The following is a 19,043-nucleotide window of genomic DNA, read 5'->3' as shown; positions in this document are numbered from 1 at the left end:
GCGAGCTCGCTGCTTTCTGTACTCTACAACTTCCAAGCGCTAATGCCCTTTACGCGCACATCCTTCGCGCCGAAGAAATTGCGCAAGCTGAACGTGACCTTGTCGTCGTAGTGCAGCCCCTTCGTCTCGATGAACACTTCGCCCACATCGGCCGTGTGCACGCCGCAGCCGCGGGCTTTCAGGCGCGCCGCCTCGTCGTCGCGCACGAAGCGCGTGGCAAGCTCGGTGGTGTCGGCGCAGCAACCGATGGCGCTGACAGTGCTTACGGCAATGCCGGCGAAGCCCTTCTTGCGCATGTAGTCTTGCAGCTTCTGGTCGAACGAGATATGCACGTGCATCCTTTCAAAAATGAAAACGCCGCTGCCTATTGTACGGCAGCGGCGTTTGCGTGTGGGAGGCTCGTTTGCCTAGCGGTCCATGTCCTCCAGGCGGCCGTGGCGCTCGTAGCGCGTGATGCGGCTGGGGCGGTTGTTGTCGTCAACGAACACCACGCGCGGCGGGTTGGCGGCAACGTCTTCCTCGGTCATAAGCGCGTAACACATGATGATAACCTTGTCGCCCACCGAAACGCAGCGCGCGGCGGCGCCGTTCAGGCAGATCATGCCGCTGCCGCGCTCGCCGGAAATCACGTACGTTTCGAAGCGCTGGCCGTTGTTCACATCGACGATCTGCACCTGCTCGTATTCGCGGATGCCGGCGGCGTCCATCAGGTCCTCGTCGACGGTGATGCTGCCCACGTAGTCAAGCTCTGCCTGCACAACGGTGGCGCGGTGGATTTTACCTTTCAGCATGTTCAAAAGCACGGTTCGAAAGCCTTTCTTATGGTTGATGCCGGTTCTGGGCGGTTTTGCCGGGAACCGATGAATACAGAGGAAATGCGACCTGGGGATTTGCTCGCGCTATTCGCCGAAGATGAAGTTGTCGATCAGGCGCGTCTTGCCAATGTAGACGGCCATGGCCACCAGCACGGGGCCTTCGGCAACCTCAACCGGCTTGATGCCGTCCCATGACACCATCTCAACGTAGTCGATGCGTGCGAGCGGCTCGGCCTCTATGAGCTGCTTCATGGTGCCGGTCACGGCTTCGGCGTTGCGCTCGCCGGCCTCCATAAGGCGCTGACCTTCGGCAACGGCGCGCGACAGCACCAGCGCGGCGGCACGCTCCTCGGCGGACAGGTACGTGTTGCGCGAGCTTTTCGCCAGCCCGTCGGCCTCGCGCACAATGGGGCAGCCGACAACCTGCACGTTCATGTTCAGGTCGCGCACCATGCGGCGGATGACGGCAAGCTGCTGCGCGTCCTTCTGCCCGAAGTAAGCGCGGTCGGCCTGCGAGATGTTCATAAGCTTGCTGACCACGGTGCACACGCCGCGGAAGTGCGTCGGGCGCGTTTTGCCGCACAGCTCGCCGGTGATGCCCTCAACGTTGACAAACGTGCAGGCGTCGGGGTAGTACAGGTCGGACGGCTCGGGGTGGAACACCAGCGTGGCGCCGGCGGCCTCGATGAGCTTCTTGTCGGCCTCGAAGTCGCGCGGGTAGCTTTCCAGGTCCTCGCCGGGAGCGAACTGGATGGGGTTGACGAACACGCTGACCATAACGCGGTCGTTTTCCGCCACGGCGCGCTCGATGAGGCTGCGGTGGCCTTCGTGCAGGTAGCCCATGGTGGGCACCAAGCCTACGGAAAGGCCCTGGGCCTTCCACTCGCGGATAATCTCTTTCGCCTGGTCGGGGGTGGTGGCAACGGTCAGCATGGTGAATTCCTCTCTGGTAGGGCGCGGCGGGTGGGGCCGCCGCGGGGTGCGGGCGTTTACTCTGCGAGCCCGCAAAAATGGCTTTCGATGGTGCTTTCGGGGGGTGCGGTTGCCGGGCGCGAAGCGGGTGCAAGCCATCGCTTCGCGCCCGGCAACCGCGGCAAGACCGCTTGCGGCGTGCGGAAACTTCGTCCTGCGCGCCGCCCGCGCCTGCTTGCAAAAGCCGCTTGCAGCGCACCCGCCGCAAGTGGCCGGAACAACTAGTACAGCTTCTCGAGCACTTCCTCGTCGATCTTGAACGTGTGCTCGGGCGCGGGGAACGTGCCTTCGCGCACCTCGCTGATGTAGCTGGCGAATCCGCCACGCATGGCCTCGCCCACGTTGGCGAAGCGCTTGGCGAACTTCGGGCAGAAATCGCTGAACATGCCCAGCATGTCCTGGTACACCAGGATCTGTCCGTCGCAGCCGGCGCCGGCGCCGATGCCGATGGTGGGCACGTTCACTGCCTTGGTGACCAGGGCGGCAAGTTTTGCGGGGACGCACTCAAGCACGATGGCGAACGCGCCGGCCTCTTCGAGCGCCTTGGCGTCGTCGATGAGTTTGCGGGCAGCGGCCTCGCTTTTGCCCTGCACCTTGAAGCCGCCGAACGCGTTGATGGACTGCGGCGTGAGGCCCAGATGCCCCATGACGGGGATGCCGGCGGCTACGATGGCGGAAACCTGCGGGCACACCTCGCGTCCGCCTTCAAGCTTCACGCAGTTCGCGCGGCCCTCCTTCAGCAGGCGGCCGGCGTTGCGCACGGCTTCCTCAATGCTGACTTCGTAAGACAGAAACGGCATGTCGCACACGATCAGCGCGTTTTTCGCGCCGCGGGCAACAGCGGCGCTGTGATGGATCATGTCCTCCATGGTCACGGACAGCGTGTCCTCGTAGCCGAGCACGACGTTGCCCAGCGAGTCGCCGATGAGGATGCCGTCGATGCCGGCCTCGTCCTCAAGCTTTGCGGTGGAGTAATCGTACGCGGTCAGCATGGCCAGCTTGCGGCCCTCGGCCTTGGCCTGCGCAAACGTTGCTACGGTGTTCTTCATGGGATTCCTCTCTTTCGCAAGCAGTTACTGGATACGTGCTGATTCCAACAGGGTGCGCATCGGCTGGTAGTCGCGGTCGGGATGGCGGGCTTCGGCCAAATCGCACACGGAAAGCGACAGCGTTGCGTACGTTTGCAGCGCCTGGCCGTCAAGTGCGGCAAGGTGGCGACGGACGGTCTGCATGTCATTGCGTTCGATCGGGCCGGACAGCGCGTTTTGCGGACCGCGTTCGGCGATGGCGGCGGCATTGCCCGCGAACAGGGGTTTTACCGCTTGCAGCGCCTGAGACGCCGTGAACCCGCAGCCTTCAAGCAGCCCAAGCCCCTCGGCGGTAAGCCCGCATACCAGGTTGCTCACGAACACCGCGGCGGCGTGGTAGCGCACCTTGTCGGCGGCTTGGATGGCGCAGTGGTCGTTGCCGGCGGCGTCAAGCAGGAAAGCCGCCGCGTCAACAGCGTGCCGGTCGCCTTCAAGCGTGAAGAACGTGCTGGTCATGCGGTCGGGAAGGGCTTCGGGCGCCGTTTGAGTCGCGTGGCCGTTGGCTGCTCCGGAGTGCACCTTATCTTCGGTTAGGTCCCCTGTGACGTGCGGCACATCGGGCACGGCGCACAAAGGATGCACGCTGGCGCACGCCGCGCTCGCCGCGCGACAGGCGGCAAGCTCGTCAGACGTTGCCGATCCGCTGGCGTGGCAGACGATTTTGCCGGCCAAGCCATTTGCGGCGGCAGCGGCAACTTCGTCCGCAACCTGCGCGATGGCGCCGTCGGGAACCGTTATGAAGATGAGGTCTGTGGAATCAAGAAGCGCTTGCAGCGAAGAGAACGAAACGGAATTCGTGCACTGCGCCGCCCACTGCGCGCCCGCGCTTGAGCGACTAACGTATCCTGAGATGTTCGCACCGCTTCTGAACAGGTGCAATCCCAAGGCGAACCCGATTTTGCCGGCTCCCACGAACCCTACGCGCATCTGCGCGGTGCGTTCTGCGGGGCACGGACCAGTCGTCGTGGTCACGTTCGTGCCTTTCGTTTCGTGCTGCGAGGCTGGATGCCTGGACCGTTTCCGGGTCATCCGCGCTCCTTACGCGGTGCAGTATACGTCCGCCGCGAAGGCGCGTGCAAGGGGGAAATCAAGCGATTGGCGTTCAAAATAGAAGCACGCAAATCGATAGGAAAGGGCTATAGTTATTGTGTTCCATTGAGAATAGATAGAAGAACTTGCAAAGCGGAAGGATGTAACATGCGAGATCATTCTCAACATATGCAGTTGTCGCGCGAAGAGGCGGTGGCCGAAACGCTGGCCGCGCTGGATGCGCAACCCGACGGGTTTGGCTGGCGCGGCGCGCTGGCGGCTGCTGCGGGTGCGCCGGCCGATAAGGTGCACGCGCGCGAGGTTGCGCGCAAGCTGGTAGAGCAGGTTTCGCTGGCCGAGTCGGTCGGACGCGTGCTGGCCTACGACGTGGTGGCGCAAACCGACATGCCGAACACGCTGACGTGCGCCATGGATTCCGTGGCGCTGCATTGGTCGGATTTCGAAGGCCTGGCCGAAGGCGAAGTGCCCGATACCAGCGCGTGGGTGCGCGGGCGCGACTGGCAGTTCGCGAACACGGGCGTGGCCATGCCCGAGGGCTTCGACACGGCCATTGTGATTGAGCACGTGCAGGTTTCCGCAGATGAGCAGCATATCGTTATCGATGCGGCGCCGTCGGCGCAAGGCGCGGGCACGCGCCCGGTGGGCTCTACCATGCGTTGCGGCGACGTGCTGGGCGCGGCGGGTACGCTGGTGACGCCCGACATCGCCGCGCGCATGGGCAGCGGCAACAACGGCACCGTGGCCGTGGTGCGCCGCCCGCGCGTGGCGTTTATCCCCACGGGCAACGAGCTTATTGCCCCGGGAATGCCGTTCGACCCCGAACGCCCCGAGGCGTTTGCGGCTCGCGGCAAGAACTTCGAGACGAACAGCGTGCTGGTGCGCGCGAAATGCGAGAAGTGGGGCGGCCAGTTCGTGCCATTCGACATTGTGGCCGATCGCCGCGACGCCATCGAAGCGGCCATCGCCCGCGCGGTGGAGCTGGCCGACATCGTGGTGCTCAACGCCGGCTCGTCGAAGGGCAGCGATGACTGGTCGTGCGAGGTCATGGAGCAGATGGGGCAGATGATTTGCCATCAAACGAACCACGGCCCCGGGCACCATTCCAGCTTCGCCGTTGTTGACGGCACGCCCATCGTGGGCATTTCCGGCCCCAGCGCCGGCGCGTCGTTCACGCTGAACTTCTACCTGCGCCCGTTGATGCGCGCGTTTGCGGGCCTTGAGCCTGAGGTTGCGCGCACGCCGATGGTACTGGCCGAGGCGTTCCCGGCGGGTGGCCCGGGCGGCCCGCGCAAGCACGGCGGCCCGGTGCGCGGCGAAGACCGCCCCGCGGAGCATCCGGCGCACGAGCCCGGCAAGCCCGAGTTCTTTGGCATCAAGATGCTGCGCGCCGAGCATGCCGAGGACGGCACGCTGCGCGCCTGGCCGGTGCCGGGACGCCCGGGCAGCCCGGAAAGCTACACGGCGAACGCGTACTACATGCTGCCAAACGGCCCGGGCATCGAGGCGCCGAAACCCGGCGACGTGATCATGGCAGAGTGGCGATAGCGGCTAAGGGGAAAGCAAATGCAAAAGGCGGGGGCGCGCATTGCGCCCCCGCCTTTTTGGTGCTTGCGGCTGGCGAATCTTCGCTGCTTGCTGGCTATATAGGCTCTGATCAGGTGGTTTGTAGTTTGGGCATGCAGGCCATTTGACGAGTCGGAGGCACCTGCCGCTTCAAGACGCCCGCATAGTGCACTGTCGCTCAGGCGTTTGCGGGCGATATAAGTCGAACGCCTGTTTGGTAACAGGAAGGTAACGAATATCGAACGCGTGTACGATTTACGGTACTATTTCAACATCACATGAGCCAGTGTGGGTGCTTTCCCTGCAAGCGTTTTCGAATGCATCGGGAATGTCGTGGCGGCGTCTGTCTCCGGGACGCCTTTCCTCATCCACAAGATCCTCGAAACCACGGAACAACGGTATTTCGAGCGCGCATTCGGGCGTGCTAGAATATCGTTGTACGAAAATGAGGCTCGCATGGATGAATCCATTATCGCAGAGCATGCATTGAAACACGGTCTTTTGAAGGAGGAGATTGAACAGGCGTGGAATCATCCTTTGGTGGTTCGGCATAGGATTTCGCCGAATGAAGGAGAGATTGTTGCCGTCGGTCAGACGCTCAGTGGCGGGCTTGTGGAGCTTGTCGCCGCAAGGAAAGGCTTTGTCGCGATTATTTTCCATGCTATGAAACCTCCAACAAAGAAGGCGTTGCTCGAGCTTGGGCTGACAAGGAGGAAACGATGAAGGTGATGTCTGCGGAGGAAATTGAGAAGCGGTTCGGTATTACGCAGGAGCAACTTGACCAATGGGAAGCCGACGCAACTGCGGGCATTTTCCATGGCGAGCCTGTCGGACCCGTTTATTATGCCCCCGGGTACGGCCCCGGTCGACCGCTTATGTTCGACGAGGAGATGAAGCAGGTAGGTTTCAAAGAACCCGTCAGCAGGATCGGCCTCATCGATGCCCGTGCGGCTCAGCTTGGCATGAAGCGCTCGGAATACCTGCGCCATCTGGTCGAAGAAGACCTCAAAATCGCCGGTATTGCATAAGCCGGTTTTCAAAAGAATCGTATAGCAAAAGAGCCAGTGCGGGTGCTTTCCCGACAAGCGTTTTCAAGCGCATCGGGAATGCCGTGGCGGCGTCTGTCTCCGGGACGCGTTTTTGACGGGCACCTCGCAACGCTCAACAAGCATCGCGTTGTGCTACTTAGGCGGTGGTTCTATCGACGTGGCGACGTTTGCGGCGTTTCTGAGGCTTGCGAGATTCTGGTGCGGCTTTCCGTCTATCGAATCGCTGTTGCTCAGGCGTTTGCGGCCTGATAGGCGGGCGTGTTTGCTATCATGACACAGTTACTGGTCTAGCCGCTTTCGATGCGAACCGCAGGCTTTGGCTTGCTGCAAATCGGCCGTTTCGGCCGCCTGCAGCAGTTGCTGGGCGCGGCGCGCATCGGAATCGAAAGGAAAGAAACCTATGACCCAATATCTAACCGAGCGCGAGGTCCGCGGCATTGCGGAATACGCGCGCATCGGCCTCACCGACGAAGAGCTTTCGGAGATGACGGTCGACCTGAACAACATCATCGAGACGCTGCAGCCTATCAAGCAGCTTGACCTCGAAGGCGTGGAGCCTACGTTCCACCCCATCGGAAGCCTGTCTAACGTCATGCGCGAGGACGTTGAAACGGGGTCGTTCACGCAGCAGGTTGCGCTTGAAAACGCGCCGAAGCAGCAAGACGGCAGCTTCTTGATTCCGTCGATTCTGGGCGAAGGGGGCGACGCGTAATGGCTATCACCGATATGGGTATCGCCCAAATTCGCGAGGGGCTGGCGTCTAAGCAGTTCAGCGCGCACGAGGTTGCACAGGCAAGCTTGGATCATATCGCCAAGGCAGACGTGCAGGTGCATGCGTTTTTGGAGCTGACGGCCGATGCTGCTATGCAGGCAGCGCAGCGCGTTGATAACGCTATTGCTGCTGGAACGTTCGATCAGCTTGGTCCGCTGGCCGGCGTGCCGGTTGCCTTCAAAGACAACATGAACCTGGTGGGCACGCACACCACCTGCTCGTCTCATATGCTGGAAAACTACGTGTCCCCGTACACGGCCACGTGCGTTCAGCGCATCATCGATGCCGGCGGTCTGCCGCTTGGCAAGCTGAACATGGACGAGTTCGCGTTCGGCTCCACCACGGAATCTTCCGCGTTCGGCCCTACGCACAACCCATGGGACCTTGGCCGCGTGCCGGGTGGCAGCTCGGGCGGCTCGGCGGCTGCCGTTGCCGCCGGCATGGCGTGCGTCACGCTGGGCTCGGACACGGGCGGCTCTATTCGTCAGCCCGCCAGCTTCTGCGGCATTGTGGGCGTGAAGCCTACGTACGGCATGGTCAGTCGTTACGGCGTGGTTGCGTTCGGCAGCTCGCTTGACCAGGTGGGACCGTTCGCGCGCAGCGTCGAAGACGCTGCAGCCGCTATGGACGCCCTGTGCGGCCACGACCCGCTGGATTGCACGTCGCAGGACGTGAAGGCCGATTTCCGCGCCGCATGCCAGCAGGGCATCGAGGGCATGCGCGTGGGCATCGTGCGCAGCTTCATGGACGCGAAGGGGCTCTCTCCCGAGGTACGCGAGCGCGTGAACGAGGCCGCGGCGAAACTTGAGGCTGCCGGCGCCACCATCGTGGAAGTCGACTTGCCGCACATCGACGCTGCCATCAGCGCCTACTATGTGCTGGGCCCGTGCGAGGCGTTCTCGAACCTGGCGCGCTTCGACAGCGTGCGCTATGGCTATTGCGAAGAGGGCCACAAAGACCTGGGCGGCCAGTACGAGGCCAGCCGTGCTCATGGCTTCGGTGAAGAAGCGAAACGTCGCATCATGCTGGGCAGTTACTTGCTGTCCGCTGGCGTGTACGAACAGTATTACTATCCGGCGCAGCAAGTGCGCACGCTTATCACGCAGGATTACCGCAATGCTTACGGGCAATGCGACGTCATTTTGGCGCCTACGGCCCCGGCAACGGCGTTCAAGTTCGGCGAAATCGCCGATCCGGCAACCATGTACCTGTCTGACGTGTTCACCATCTCCATCAACATCGCGGGCAACGGCGGCATGAGCGTGCCTTGCGGCCTGGGCGCGCAAAGCGGCATGCCCATCGGCGTGCAGTTGATTGCCCCGCAGTTCAAGGATGAGAACATGTTCCGCGCCGCCATGGCGCTTGAGGCTGCATACGGCAAGGCGCCGGTGGCCCCGAACTTCGCTGACGGGAAGGTGGGCGAATAATGCGTAAGCTAGAAGAGGTGCTGCAGGATTGGGAAGCGGTTATCGGCCTGGAAATCCATGCTGAGCTGACCACGCTGAACACGAAGATGTTCTGTGGCTGCAAGTTGGAGTTCGGCGCCGATCCCAATACGCATACGTGCCCGGTGTGCCTGGGCTTGCCCGGCGCGTTGCCCGTGCCGAACAAGGCCGCTATCGAGTCTATCGTGCTTGCTGGCCTGGCCACGAACTGCGACATCGAGAAGCACAGTATGTTCTATCGCAAGAACTACATGTACCCCGACATGGCCAAGAACTTCCAGACCACGCAGGGCCCTGTGGCGTTTTGCATGCGCGGTCATCTTGACTTGGACGTCGATGGTCCTGCAGCGAAAGAGCGCGGTGACATCGCCGGCTTGAAGCCGGGGGAGACGTGTGAGAACGTTACCGTTACGGAATCGGGCTACACGGCGCATGTGGGCATCACGCGCATCCACATGGAAGAGGATGCAGGCAAGATGATTCACGTTGGCGGCGACGAGGGTCGTATCGCGGGCGCTACGCATTCGCTGGTTGACTACAACCGCGCCGGTACGCCGCTTATCGAGCTGGTCACCGAGCCTGACCTGCGCACGCCCGAGGAAGCGCGCCTGTTCATGCAGAAGCTGCGTCAGATCTACCTGGCCATCGGCATTTCCGACTGCTCCATGGAGGAAGGCTCCATGCGCTGCGACGGCAACGTGTCGCTGCGTCGCCGCGGCTCCACGAAGCTGGGCGTGAAGACCGAGCTGAAGAACATGAACAGCTTCAAGAACCTGCACGACGGCTTGGCGTATGAGATTTGCCGTCAGGCCGAGGTGCTTGAAGAGGGTGGTCAGATTTACCAGGAAACGCGTCATTGGGATCCCACCATGAAGCACACCATCGTCATGCGCGTGAAGGAAACCGCTGACGACTACCGCTTGTTCCCCGAGCCCGACTTGGCGCCGTATGACTTGTCCGATGAGTTCATCGAGGGCGTTCGTGCGAAGCTGCCCGAGTTGCCCGATCAGAAGGCTGCTCGCTTCGCTGAGCAGTTCGGTCTGTCAGCATACGACGCTCGCCACCTGGTCGACCATCGCGTCACGGCCGACTTCTTCGAAGCGTGCATGGCTGAAGCGGGCAAGGATGCCGCGAAGCTGGCGAAGCCCGTTGCCAACCTGGTTATCAACGATATCACGGCGTGGCTGAATGCCAGCGAAGATGCGGACTTGGCTGAAAGCCCGTTGACGCCGGCTCGTGCGGTTGAGCTTATGAAGCTGCTGGCCGAGGATGCTATCTCGTCCAAACAGGCCAAGCAGGTGTTTGCCGCCATCATGGACGAGGACAAGGACCCGTCCGTTATCGTTGAGGAACGCGGCATGAAGCAAGTGTCCGACACCGGCGCTATCGAGGCTGTGGTCGACGCGGTAATTGCTGCCAATCCTGACGAGGTTGCTCGCTACAAGGACGGCAACACGAAGGTCATCGGCTTCTTCGTTGGCCAGTGCATGAAGCAGATGCGCGGCCAGGGCAACCCGAAGATCATCAACCAGCTGCTCGCCAAAAAGCTGGCGGAATAGCTGTTAGGCGGTTTCCGCGCGAAGGCGCGAGTGCGAAGGCGCGAGTGCGAAGGCGCGAGTGCGAAGGCGCGAGTGCGAAGGCGCGAGTGCGAAGGCGCGAGTGCGAAGGCGCGAGTGCGAAGGCGCGAGTGCGAAGGCGCGAGTGCGAAGGCGCGAGTGCGAAGGCGCGAGTGCGAAGGCGCCCTGTCGGTTTTCCGACAGGGCGCCTTCTTTTGCTTGGTTGAGTTGCTTCGACGATTATGCTTCGTTTGCTGGCATCGGTGTTGGGGAATTGTTATCGCTGCTGGCAATCATTTCGCTTCCGATGCTATTGCTGCTGTTATCACTATCGATTGCGGCGTCGTCGTTGCTATCATCGGCTACCGCACCATCGCTGTCCCCATTGTTTTTCGCGTCAGGCTGCTTGTCTTCCGCAACGGGCTTGCTGACAATTGCATCGCCTTCAGGTGCTTGGTGGCCGACAATGGCCTTGCCGGTTTCGTTACCTCGGCTGCTGATGAGCCCCACCGCTTCAAGCGCTTCAGTCGCCGAGCCATGGTGCGCGCTGAGCGTGGACAGTGCCGCAACCACGGGTTCGCGCTGCGTGTCTTCGCTCAAGCCCGCCATGCCGGAGACGTCGATGTAACCTTCAAGCTGGCTGATGTCGTCGATGGGCTCAAGCCCCATAAGGCCACGCAGGTAATTCTCCTGCTCCAAAAACGGGGTGCTCACGGCAAGGTTCAGTTGCTCGGCGGTGGGGCTGCCATCGGGATATTCATCCCGCAGGGCAATCCAGATATCGAAGAAGTAATCGCCCAGGGCAAAGTCGTCTAAAATGCCTACGCACTGCATCGGCCACGTTGCTAAGTAGTCAACCTGCGACTCCTCGGGGATATCCAACACAATATCGGCGCCGAACCTAAACGGGTTCGTGGTGCTTGCGCCAAGCAGCATGGTGTTGCACTCGTCGGGGAACGTCACCGTCACGCCATCGCAGCCCTCGAACGCATCCGGCTCGATAGCGGAAACTTTGTTGCCGACGATGACCTGCTTAAGCTGGCTGCACTCGGTGAACGCATCGCTGCCCAGCAGCACGCTGTCGTACTTCGTGCCAATGGCGCTGTCCAGGTCAATCACCTTCGCGTCTGCCGGCACGCCGATGAGCGTGGTGATGCCCTGACTGGTTTGGAACACGTAGCCGTCCTGATCGTCGATGGTGATGAACGACGAATGGTCGACCAGCTCCATGCCCATCATTTGGCGTAGCTGGTTCTCGGCAGCAAGCATGCCTTCAGACATAGCCTGCTTCACCTCAACGCGCGACGGTTCCGCGCCGGTTTCGGTGTACAGGTTCTCGTACGTTTTGCTGTAGTACTGGTCGTAATCGTCGTAGCCCAGCCATGCGAACAGCCAGTCGTGCAGGTAGTACTCCTGGCTACCATCGGGCACGATCAGGCGAATGCGTTCCCATTCGTCCACATTGTCCCAGTCGCCATCGAAGCGGAAGCCCGAACCTTTGCCAAAGCGCAGCAGGCTCGAAGGGTTCCAGCTATCAATCTGAATGGTCTCAAGCGACTTGCACCCATAGAAGACGCCCGATCCCAGCACAAACCCCCAATCGTAGGAGTAGCTGACCGCCAGCCGCACGCTCGTGAGGTTCTCGCACTCCGAGAACGCCCAAGATGCGCAGTCGAACAGGGGCGCATCGCTTACCACGGACGTAATGTTTTGGCAGTTGCTGAACGCGTCGGATGCAATGGACGCGTGATCGATGTCGCTCGTGCCGACATACACCTCGCCCGACACGGTGGAGTTCGCAAACGCGCTACCGTCAACATACATAAGGTTCTTCAAATCGCGCCAATTCACCGTGAAATCGCCCTGCACGTCCTTGAACGAGTTCAGGAAAAACTCCGTGGTGGTTAGCGGCAACGTGACCTGGCCGGTAATGGTCGAGCCACTGGAAATTGCCAGCCAGGGGCCGTCGTCGTCGCAGCCATACAGTACGTAGCCGCCATCGTCAAGCTGCACCAGCTCGTATTCGGTCACGCCGGACTCGGGTGTGAAGTACTGGAAGTTGTTGATGTAGTCGTCCGTGCCATCCGAGCCGGTGGGGCGGAGTAGCTGGCAGTTATAGCTGGACACGCCCGCAAACGTGAAGTCGCCGTACATGGCCCGCGAAGCGATGAACCGCAGGCTGTAGCACTCGTCGAACGCATCGGCTCCCAGCGTTGCCGTATCGGGGTTGCTGATAAAGACGCCCTGCAGGTTCGTGCAGCCTGCGAAGGCCCGAGCGCCAATAAGCGACGTTTTATCGGCCAAGATGGCCCATTCCAGGTCGGTGTTGTTGGCGAACGCGCCGGCGGAGATGGCATCGGGGCAGATAGACGTTCCATCGGCGGCCGTGAACGAGCCGGTGAACGATGCGACGTCCTCGGGCACCGTTAGCAGCGTGGTGTACGCAGTGCCATCAATATCGGTGGTGAAGTAGCGGTACCCTTCGGTGCTGACATCGGACAGCGCGGCCATGGCATCGGGCGCGCCGGCCGCATCAAGCTGCGCCTGCACAGCCTTGCGCTGCGCCTCGTTTTGACACACGATGGTAGCAACGGCGCTGCCGGCAAGGCTGCCCGCCTCGAACGTGTAATCGCCGCCATCGGACAGCACGATGGTGGTGGCGCTTCCGTTGCCCTCGAAGCATCCGCTGGCAATGGTGTGCAAGCCGTCCGTGAAGATGGTGTTGCTTCCCGTGTTGACCACGAACTTCAGCAAATCGTCGGAATACACCTTGCCGTTATCAAGCCGGTATTGCGTGCTTGGCTCGGAGGCAAGTGAAAGCGTGTTGCCGTAGCCCTCGTTCAATGCAGCCGTGTTGTTGGTGACGAACTTATCAAGCATATCGTCTGCAATGACGATATTGCACCAGTTCAGCGTTTCCAGATTCACATAAGGAAGCTCGCTTGCATCATCGGTGCGCAGCACCAATTTCTGCAGGTCGTTGCCAGATTGTAGCTTCACTTCGCTCACGCTATCCGGCACGTCGAGCTCGGCTCGGTTCATGGGCACGCCAAGGTATTGCGTGCCGTCCTTCGAGGTCAGAATGCCGTCGGGCGTTGTCGCATACGTGGGGTTGCCCGCATCAACCGCAAACGAGTCCCACACCACAAGCCCCGTGGGCGCAAGTTGCACGTCAAGCGTGGTGGACGGCAGCACCAGGCGACCCACATTCACGGGGCCGAACCACTCGTTGATTTCCACCGCCTGCACGCCAAGCGGCACGTTAAGGATGAACTCGTTGCCAACAAGCATGCCGCCAAGATCCTGGTTGTCCTGATACAGGTACAGGCGCTGCAGGTAGCTTAAGTGCATACCCTGCACGAAGTCGTTTTGCAGCTTGTCGTTCAGGAAATAGAAGTACGTGTCCACGCTGTAGCCTTCGGGCACTTCGGCGAAACCGGCGGGCTCGATGACGTGGCGCCCGGGTTCGGGCGTGTAGAAGGGGCCGACTTCGTGGCTGCCTTCCTTCCAGCCCAGAAGCATGTTTGAGACCATGCCGTATTCCAAATAGCCCACAGCTTCAAGCTCCTGCTCGGTATAACGCAGCAGGTTAATGGTGCTGTCGTAGACCTTCGTGAGCACAACGGGGTTACCGCTTTCGTCAACCTGGCCGGTGACGATGAACGTGCACGATTGCGCCGGCTCGTATTCGATGGTTTCGGTATGCCACGTGTCCGCGTCGTTGAAGCGATAGCTGACCGTGATGGGGAACGTCCCGTTCGGCACCTCCTTGGGAAAGTCGTCTACGCGGAAGTACGGGTAGCTGGCGAACTCGTCTTTCGAGCACGTCCACGCATACGATTCGCCGCTGTAGTAGTAGAACGTGCTGAGCGCGCAGAACACCATCCAGGCGTCGAGCTTCTGCCCGGTGTACAGCGCGGTGTCGGCGGTATTCGCCGGCATGATGACGGCATGCGCCTGCGCGGGGTCAACTTTCGAAAGCGACGAGTTGTTGCCGTTCACAGGCTTGTAGAAGATGCCGTTGCCATTTTTCTCGGTGTCCTTCTCTTCGTAGCCGGGGTCGGTCGGCAGCACGTCGTAGCTGTCGGGCGCAGAAGGAGAGGGGCCAGGCTTGTCGCCGCCGCTGGGCTTCTGGCTGCCGCCATTGTTGTCGTCGTCGGCCTTGTCGCCGCCGCCTGCGTTGTCATTGCCGTTGCTGTCGGGCTTGACCACCACGGCGCCGCCGGCGTTGCCGCCGCCTGCGCTGGCATTGCCGTTGCTGCTGCCATCCTCATTGGCTATGCCTATGCCGCCAAGCTCGGCGTTGCCCGTGACGTTGTACGCCGAGGTTCCGGTTGGGCCCTGCAGCGGATAGTTCGTGAACACGTCTTTTGCGGGGCGCTCGGTCTCGGTGGTTTTCTGGTCGCTGTTCGCGTCGTCTTTTTCGCGATTGGCCTGGGCGTCGGTGTCGATGGGGTTGGCCTGGTAGCCGCGGTCGGCGTCGGTTTGCCCTTTGCTGTAAGCGGACGTGAATTGCTGCGGGTCGAACGACGGGCCCGACTGGGCCAGCGCAAACGCGCCGATGCCGAAAGCGGCAGCAACGGCCGCAGACGCAACGACGGCGGCAATATGTTTCGAGGAAAAGCGCACTCAATCCTCCGGTAACGATATGTGCAAGTCGCAAAAACGCGACTAGGGGGAAACGAAAAAGGCACGCCATCCAGGTGAAGATGCACGTGTCCTTATTCTACTTGGCAACGCGGGGCATTCAAAGGTCTTCGCTGCGGTATTTCGCTACGAAATCACAGGTTAAGCTGGCATTTCGGCGATTGGTGCGGAATTGTCGGCCGCTTGTTCGGACTGGTTCTCAATTGCGGAAAGCGTTGCGACGTTTGCGGCGTCGGTTTCCGCTGCGGTGCCTGCGTTGGAAACGATGTTCGCGGCTGCATCAGCCCCTGTCCGCATCATCAAGCCCTTTGCTGTAGGCCGACGTGAAGTTATCCGGATTGAAGTCGGGGTTCGCTTGAGCAAACGAGATGGCCCCGACGCCGAAAGCGCCAACGCTGACGACAGCTGCGGTTGCGATTGCGATATGTTTCGAGGTACCCTTGTTCGCGTGGCTCGCCGTTTCCCTTCTTACCCGCGCGCAGCCCTTCTTCCCCCCAAGACCCGATAATGCCGAAAGCCTTGCCGGCGGGTTTATTGCGACAAGGCTTTCGCCCCTGCTACAGGGCTTCGATGAAGTAGCGTTTCAAGCGCTCTCGCGCGTTTGCGCATGCGGGGAGCATTTCGTGCAGGCGTTCGGTGAGGCGCCGCAGCGTGCGCATTTCGTTCGGCTTCAGCACATGCCCGCCGAACGCGTAGGCCTGGTGGATTTCGATGACGCGCTTGAACTCCATAACGTCGACGTCTGGGAACGCCCGGCACAGGCCGTCAAGGTTGTCAAGCGGCTTGGTTGCGTTGAACCCGACGCTGGCCGAGGTCATGACGGCCGCCAGGTAGTTGTAAAGCGCGGGTACCGAAATGGCCTGGTCATCGGCGGCAATGCGCTGCTTGCGCTTGTTGATGCGCACGGCACGCTGGATGAACGCGGCGGCCACCAGCGCGGCGATGATGGCAAGCGTGACCAGCACCTCGCGTAGCACGTCAAGTACGGACGCGGCGGCGTCGGATTCGTTGCCGTTGTCCTGGTTGTCGTTCGTTTGCCCGGCGATGGACCCGGTTTGGAGCACCTGGTCGCTCGCGCCGCTGCTCCAGGTTTCGCCCACATCGATGACGGCATCGGGCTCAAAGGCCTGCGTGTAGAAGCCGGGCGTCACTTCCACGGGCGTCCAACCCAGGCCGTCAAGGTAAATCTCGCACCATGCGTGCGCGTTGCCGTGGTCAAGCGTCAGCGTGGAGTTCGTCAGCGCCGCACCCGTCAGGTCGCCCGCGCGGTAGCCCTCTACGTAGCGGGCGGGGATGCCCTGCGCGCGGAACGCCAGCGTAGCGGCGGTGGCGAAGTAGCTGGAGTTGCCTTCGCGCGCCTGCTCGAAGAACCACGACGCGAACGAGTTTCCCGCCTCGGCAGGCATGGTTTTCGGGCTTTCCGTATAGCTTGCCATCGTGTCCATCATGGTGCGCACACGGCTGATAACGGCGAATTCCGACGAAGCCGCCGCGCTGTCCCACGTGGCGTCGTTGAACACCAGGCGCTTGATGTCGCCCGCCTCGTCGTCGGGAACGTCCAGGTAGTGCTCCTTGGCGAACGCGGCGTACACGCTTTCCGTGGACGCGTAGGGGCTGTCCGCGGATTCAAGCCAGCTGGTGTCGTCAAGCACGTTGGCGGTTGCCACGTTGTCCATCTCGAAGTGGTACGAGCGCGATCCCGCAAGCCCGCTTTGCAGCGTGCCGTCAAGGTTGAGATTGGCGTTCGAGCCGGTCAGGCTGCGCATGGTGTAGGGCGCGAACGTGTAGCCGCGGTAGGCGTTGCCCGCGTCCACGGAGACGGTGGACACCTCGGTGCGCTCGCCGCCGCGGTTCGCGTTCGCGTCGTCGTAGGCGGCGCGTTGCATGGCCGGCGTAAGGCCTTCGGCGGAAAGCCAGCTCATGATGCCCGACCAGCTGCCTTCGTAGGCGGTGTGGTCAAGCGCCGACCAGCGTTCGCTTTCGCTGAAGTTCGCGCCTACGAAGCCGCGCAGCAGCATGTCATCGGAAAACGTTCCCTCCGGCGTGATGCGCAGCGTGGCGTCGGACTGGTCGTTGAGGCGCGCGGCTTTGCCCATGTCGCCTTCGGGCAGCGTCTCTTCGCCGTAGCGCGCGTGGTTGATGGCGTTCCACATGGCATTGTGCGCGTTGTCCACGGCTGCGCTGGGAACGAATATGGCGCCGATGATGACGAATACGCCCACGCACATAACGGCGTTGATGCCCAGATCGGCAAGCAGCGACTTCGTGGAGCACATGGAGCCGCGCAGCTGGATGTAGCGGCATTGCGTCAGCCAGCCGGCAATGCCCACGGCGCAGCCGATGGTGCCGATGCCGCTGGAAAGGCGCAGGCCGAAGCCGCACACGGTTACCAGCATCAGCAGCGTGACGCCCGTGGTGCGCAGGCGCGTGAAGCCCCATGCGGCCGTTGCGGTAAGCGTGCCCAGGCACGCGCCGAACAGCGGGGAAGCGGCAACGGTGCCGTAGCCTTGCACCAGACCCGCGTAGGAGTAAAACGCGTCGTCGAAGCGCGACGCCAGCGCGTTGTACATGCTGAACATGCCACCGCGCGCGTCGGGGACGGCAAGCAGCAGGATCAGCGCCAGCGCGCTTGCCGCCACCACGCCTAAGGGGACGATGCGCTTGATGGGCCCGATAACGCTGAGTGCGCCGGCCAGCGCGCCCACCACCGTGGCGGCGATGAGCGTGGCCACCAGGGTGGGCAGGGTCATGCAGCCGGCGAACAGGATGGGCCCGCCGCAGGCCAGAAGCACGGCGGCAAGCGCCGAAGCGATGGCTTGCGCGCGGTCGGCGGACTGCTTTTGGTTGCGTGCATTGCACGCGGACAGGATGACGCGCGGCATGATGCGTATGTTCTCGCTGGCGGCCATGTTACAGCTCCAGATTCTTGATGCGCTCGCCAATGCCGTCGGCGGGAATGTGGGTGAGCAGGTAGCCGCTTGAGGTGTCCGATCCCGTCTGCGTGCTTTCGCTGATGTAGAACACGCTTAAGTCGGTAAGCTGGTTGAGCTTTGCGGCCAGCGCTTCGTCAAGCACGTCGGTGACCAGCACCGTTCGCGTGACGTTGTGCGCGCGGCGGAACTCGTCGAATGCGGCCGTGTCCTCGAACGCGGCGGTGGGCAGTGGCGTGGAAACCAGCATGTCAAGCATGGTGTTGAACGAGTTGCGGCTGTCGACGAACTCCGATTCCAGCGCATCGTCGGTGAGGTAGGCCACCGAGTGGGAAAGGCCCTGCTGGATAAGCGACAGGCTGATGGACGCGGTAACGGACATGACGCCGTTGAGCACGTTGGCGTGCGCGCTGCCGTGCCCCGGGTCGTGCGGGTCGCACAGGATGGTGATGTCGTAGTCGGTGGGACGCGAGGGTTCGCGCACCATCAGGTCGTCGAAGCGCGCCGAAAGCTTCCAGTGCACCGCTTTGAGCGAGTCGCCTTCCTGGAAGTCGCGCATCTCGAACACTTCTGTGCGGTCCTGGCCCTTGCGGTGGTAATCGTAGGTGCTGCCGGAGATGCTGGAGCGGTTTGCGCGCGTGGTCTGCGCGATGATGTCGGCGATTTCCGGGTACACGGTGTAGGACGTTTCCAGGCGCGCGTCTTGGATGTCGGCGTCGATGAAGTCCAGCGAGTTGGTGGCGCGGGCGGACACGAGCGACACCTCGATGCGCCCGCAGAAGCTGGTGTTGAGCGGCAGGTGGAAGTGCTCGGTTTTGCCCGACGCGGGCGCAAGCGTGACGGGCACCTCCTCCGTGGCGTTCGTCAGCAGGTTGCGGAAGCGAAACGTCAAGCGAATGCGGTTGCGCGAAAGCGCCGGGCGCGTGACGGTGATGCCCAGTTCAAGCGGCTGACCTGCGGTGCAGGCGTGCTGAAGCCCGAACTGCAGCTGCGTGTGGGCAGCCGTGGCGCGCCCGAACGCCGTGCTAGCGGCCGGTGCGATGATGGCGATGAGCGCAACCGTCAAGGCGGCGGCGTTGTTCGTGGCAACAAACGAGCCGACGGCCAGCACGATGGCGACGATGCATATGATGGGATTCCGCTTCATGAGGCGTGC

14 protein-coding genes are annotated in these 19,043 nt (G+C 62.0%); 6 read left to right on the top strand and 8 right to left on the bottom strand.

Annotation, left to right across the window (positions count from 1 at the left end):
• Positions 1-23: 23 nt before the first annotated feature.
• From ET524_RS09405 to ET524_RS09385, 5 genes are all read right to left on the bottom strand, one after another.
• Positions 24-332: a hypothetical protein gene (locus ET524_RS09405; RefSeq protein WP_129425285.1), complete on the bottom strand. Its 309-nt coding sequence runs from the start codon at positions 330-332 to the stop codon at positions 24-26.
• 75 nt (positions 333-407) lie between these two features.
• On the bottom strand, positions 408-803 hold the full coding sequence (gene panD / locus ET524_RS09400; protein ID WP_129425283.1) for an aspartate 1-decarboxylase: 396 nt from the start codon (positions 801-803) through the stop codon (positions 408-410).
• A 96-nt stretch (positions 804-899) separates the two neighbouring features.
• On the bottom strand, positions 900-1,748 hold the full coding sequence (gene panC / locus ET524_RS09395; protein ID WP_129425281.1) for a pantoate--beta-alanine ligase: 849 nt from the start codon (positions 1,746-1,748) through the stop codon (positions 900-902).
• Positions 1,749-2,008: 260 nt separating this feature from the next.
• Positions 2,009-2,836, bottom strand: a complete 828-nt coding sequence (gene panB / locus ET524_RS09390) for a 3-methyl-2-oxobutanoate hydroxymethyltransferase (protein WP_129425279.1) — start codon at positions 2,834-2,836, stop codon at positions 2,009-2,011.
• A gap of 24 nt (positions 2,837-2,860) precedes the next feature.
• Positions 2,861-3,847 carry a Rossmann-like and DUF2520 domain-containing protein gene (locus ET524_RS09385; protein WP_161566673.1) on the bottom strand — a complete coding sequence of 329 codons (987 nt, stop codon included), beginning with the start codon at positions 3,845-3,847 and terminating at the stop codon, positions 2,861-2,863.
• Between the two features lie 225 nt (positions 3,848-4,072).
• On the opposite strand from ET524_RS09385, the gene ET524_RS09380 reads away from it, so the two are divergent.
• The 6 genes from ET524_RS09380 (at position 4,073) to gatB (ending at position 10,313) form a co-directional block, all read left to right on the top strand.
• A complete protein-coding gene (locus ET524_RS09380) occupies positions 4,073-5,470 on the top strand; it encodes a molybdopterin-binding protein (RefSeq protein ID WP_129425275.1) in 1,398 nt (465 codons plus the stop codon).
• Positions 5,471-5,944: 474 nt separating this feature from the next.
• Positions 5,945-6,211, top strand: coding sequence for a hypothetical protein (locus ET524_RS09375; RefSeq protein WP_129425273.1), 267 nt, complete (start codon positions 5,945-5,947; stop codon positions 6,209-6,211).
• A complete protein-coding gene (locus tag ET524_RS09370; RefSeq protein ID WP_129425271.1) occupies positions 6,208-6,516 on the top strand; it encodes a CopG family transcriptional regulator in 309 nt (102 codons plus the stop codon). The genes ET524_RS09375 and ET524_RS09370 overlap by 4 nt, the downstream gene beginning before the upstream one ends.
• A gap of 421 nt (positions 6,517-6,937) precedes the next feature.
• Positions 6,938-7,249: an Asp-tRNA(Asn)/Glu-tRNA(Gln) amidotransferase subunit GatC gene (gene gatC / locus ET524_RS09365; RefSeq protein ID WP_129425269.1), complete on the top strand. Its 312-nt coding sequence runs from the start codon at positions 6,938-6,940 to the stop codon at positions 7,247-7,249.
• Positions 7,249-8,736 carry an Asp-tRNA(Asn)/Glu-tRNA(Gln) amidotransferase subunit GatA gene (gene gatA, locus ET524_RS09360; protein WP_129425267.1) on the top strand — a complete coding sequence of 496 codons (1,488 nt, stop codon included), beginning with the start codon at positions 7,249-7,251 and terminating at the stop codon, positions 8,734-8,736. Before gatC ends, gatA begins: the two co-directional genes overlap by 1 nt.
• Positions 8,736-10,313 carry an Asp-tRNA(Asn)/Glu-tRNA(Gln) amidotransferase subunit GatB gene (gene gatB, locus ET524_RS09355; protein ID WP_129425265.1) on the top strand — a complete coding sequence of 526 codons (1,578 nt, stop codon included), beginning with the start codon at positions 8,736-8,738 and terminating at the stop codon, positions 10,311-10,313. Before gatA ends, gatB begins: the two co-directional genes overlap by 1 nt.
• A gap of 237 nt (positions 10,314-10,550) precedes the next feature.
• Here gatB and ET524_RS09350 read toward each other — a convergent pair whose 3' ends face one another.
• From ET524_RS09350 to ET524_RS09340, 3 genes are all read right to left on the bottom strand, one after another.
• A complete protein-coding gene (locus ET524_RS09350; protein WP_129425263.1) occupies positions 10,551-14,939 on the bottom strand; it encodes a leucine-rich repeat protein in 4,389 nt (1,462 codons plus the stop codon).
• A 575-nt stretch (positions 14,940-15,514) separates the two neighbouring features.
• Positions 15,515-17,866, bottom strand: coding sequence for a transglutaminase-like domain-containing protein (locus ET524_RS09345; protein WP_129425261.1), 2,352 nt, complete (start codon positions 17,864-17,866; stop codon positions 15,515-15,517).
• A gap of 1 nt (position 17,867) precedes the next feature.
• Positions 17,868-19,034 (bottom strand): DUF58 domain-containing protein, encoded by a 1,167-nt coding sequence (locus ET524_RS09340; protein ID WP_129425259.1) that lies wholly within the window; start codon positions 19,032-19,034, stop codon positions 17,868-17,870.
• Positions 19,035-19,043: the final 9 nt, after the last annotated feature.

The organism is Senegalimassilia faecalis (assembly GCF_004135645.1).
In the GTDB taxonomy this organism is placed as follows: Bacteria; Actinomycetota; Coriobacteriia; order Coriobacteriales; family Eggerthellaceae; genus Senegalimassilia; species Senegalimassilia faecalis.
The sequence above is the reverse complement of the archived record's forward strand: the minus strand, read 5'-3'. Positions and strand labels throughout refer to the sequence as shown.

Excerpts from the sequence above, each read along its gene's own strand:
- gatB (WP_129425265.1), top strand. The coding sequence starts at position 8,736 with ATGCGTAAGCTAGAAGAGGTGCTGCAGGATTGGGAAGCGGTTATCGGC.
- panC (WP_129425281.1), bottom strand. The coding sequence starts at position 1,748 with ATGCTGACCGTTGCCACCACCCCCGACCAGGCGAAAGAGATTATCCGC.
- ET524_RS09345 (WP_129425261.1), bottom strand. The coding sequence starts at position 17,866 with ATGGCCGCCAGCGAGAACATACGCATCATGCCGCGCGTCATCCTGTCC.
- ET524_RS09340 (WP_129425259.1), bottom strand. The coding sequence starts at position 19,034 with ATGAAGCGGAATCCCATCATATGCATCGTCGCCATCGTGCTGGCCGTC.
- ET524_RS09380 (WP_129425275.1), top strand. The coding sequence starts at position 4,073 with ATGCGAGATCATTCTCAACATATGCAGTTGTCGCGCGAAGAGGCGGTG.
- ET524_RS09370 (WP_129425271.1), top strand. The coding sequence starts at position 6,208 with ATGAAGGTGATGTCTGCGGAGGAAATTGAGAAGCGGTTCGGTATTACG.
- ET524_RS09375 (WP_129425273.1), top strand. The coding sequence starts at position 5,945 with ATGGATGAATCCATTATCGCAGAGCATGCATTGAAACACGGTCTTTTG.
- gatC (WP_129425269.1), top strand. The coding sequence starts at position 6,938 with ATGACCCAATATCTAACCGAGCGCGAGGTCCGCGGCATTGCGGAATAC.
- gatA (WP_129425267.1), top strand. The coding sequence starts at position 7,249 with ATGGCTATCACCGATATGGGTATCGCCCAAATTCGCGAGGGGCTGGCG.
- panB (WP_129425279.1), bottom strand. The coding sequence starts at position 2,836 with ATGAAGAACACCGTAGCAACGTTTGCGCAGGCCAAGGCCGAGGGCCGC.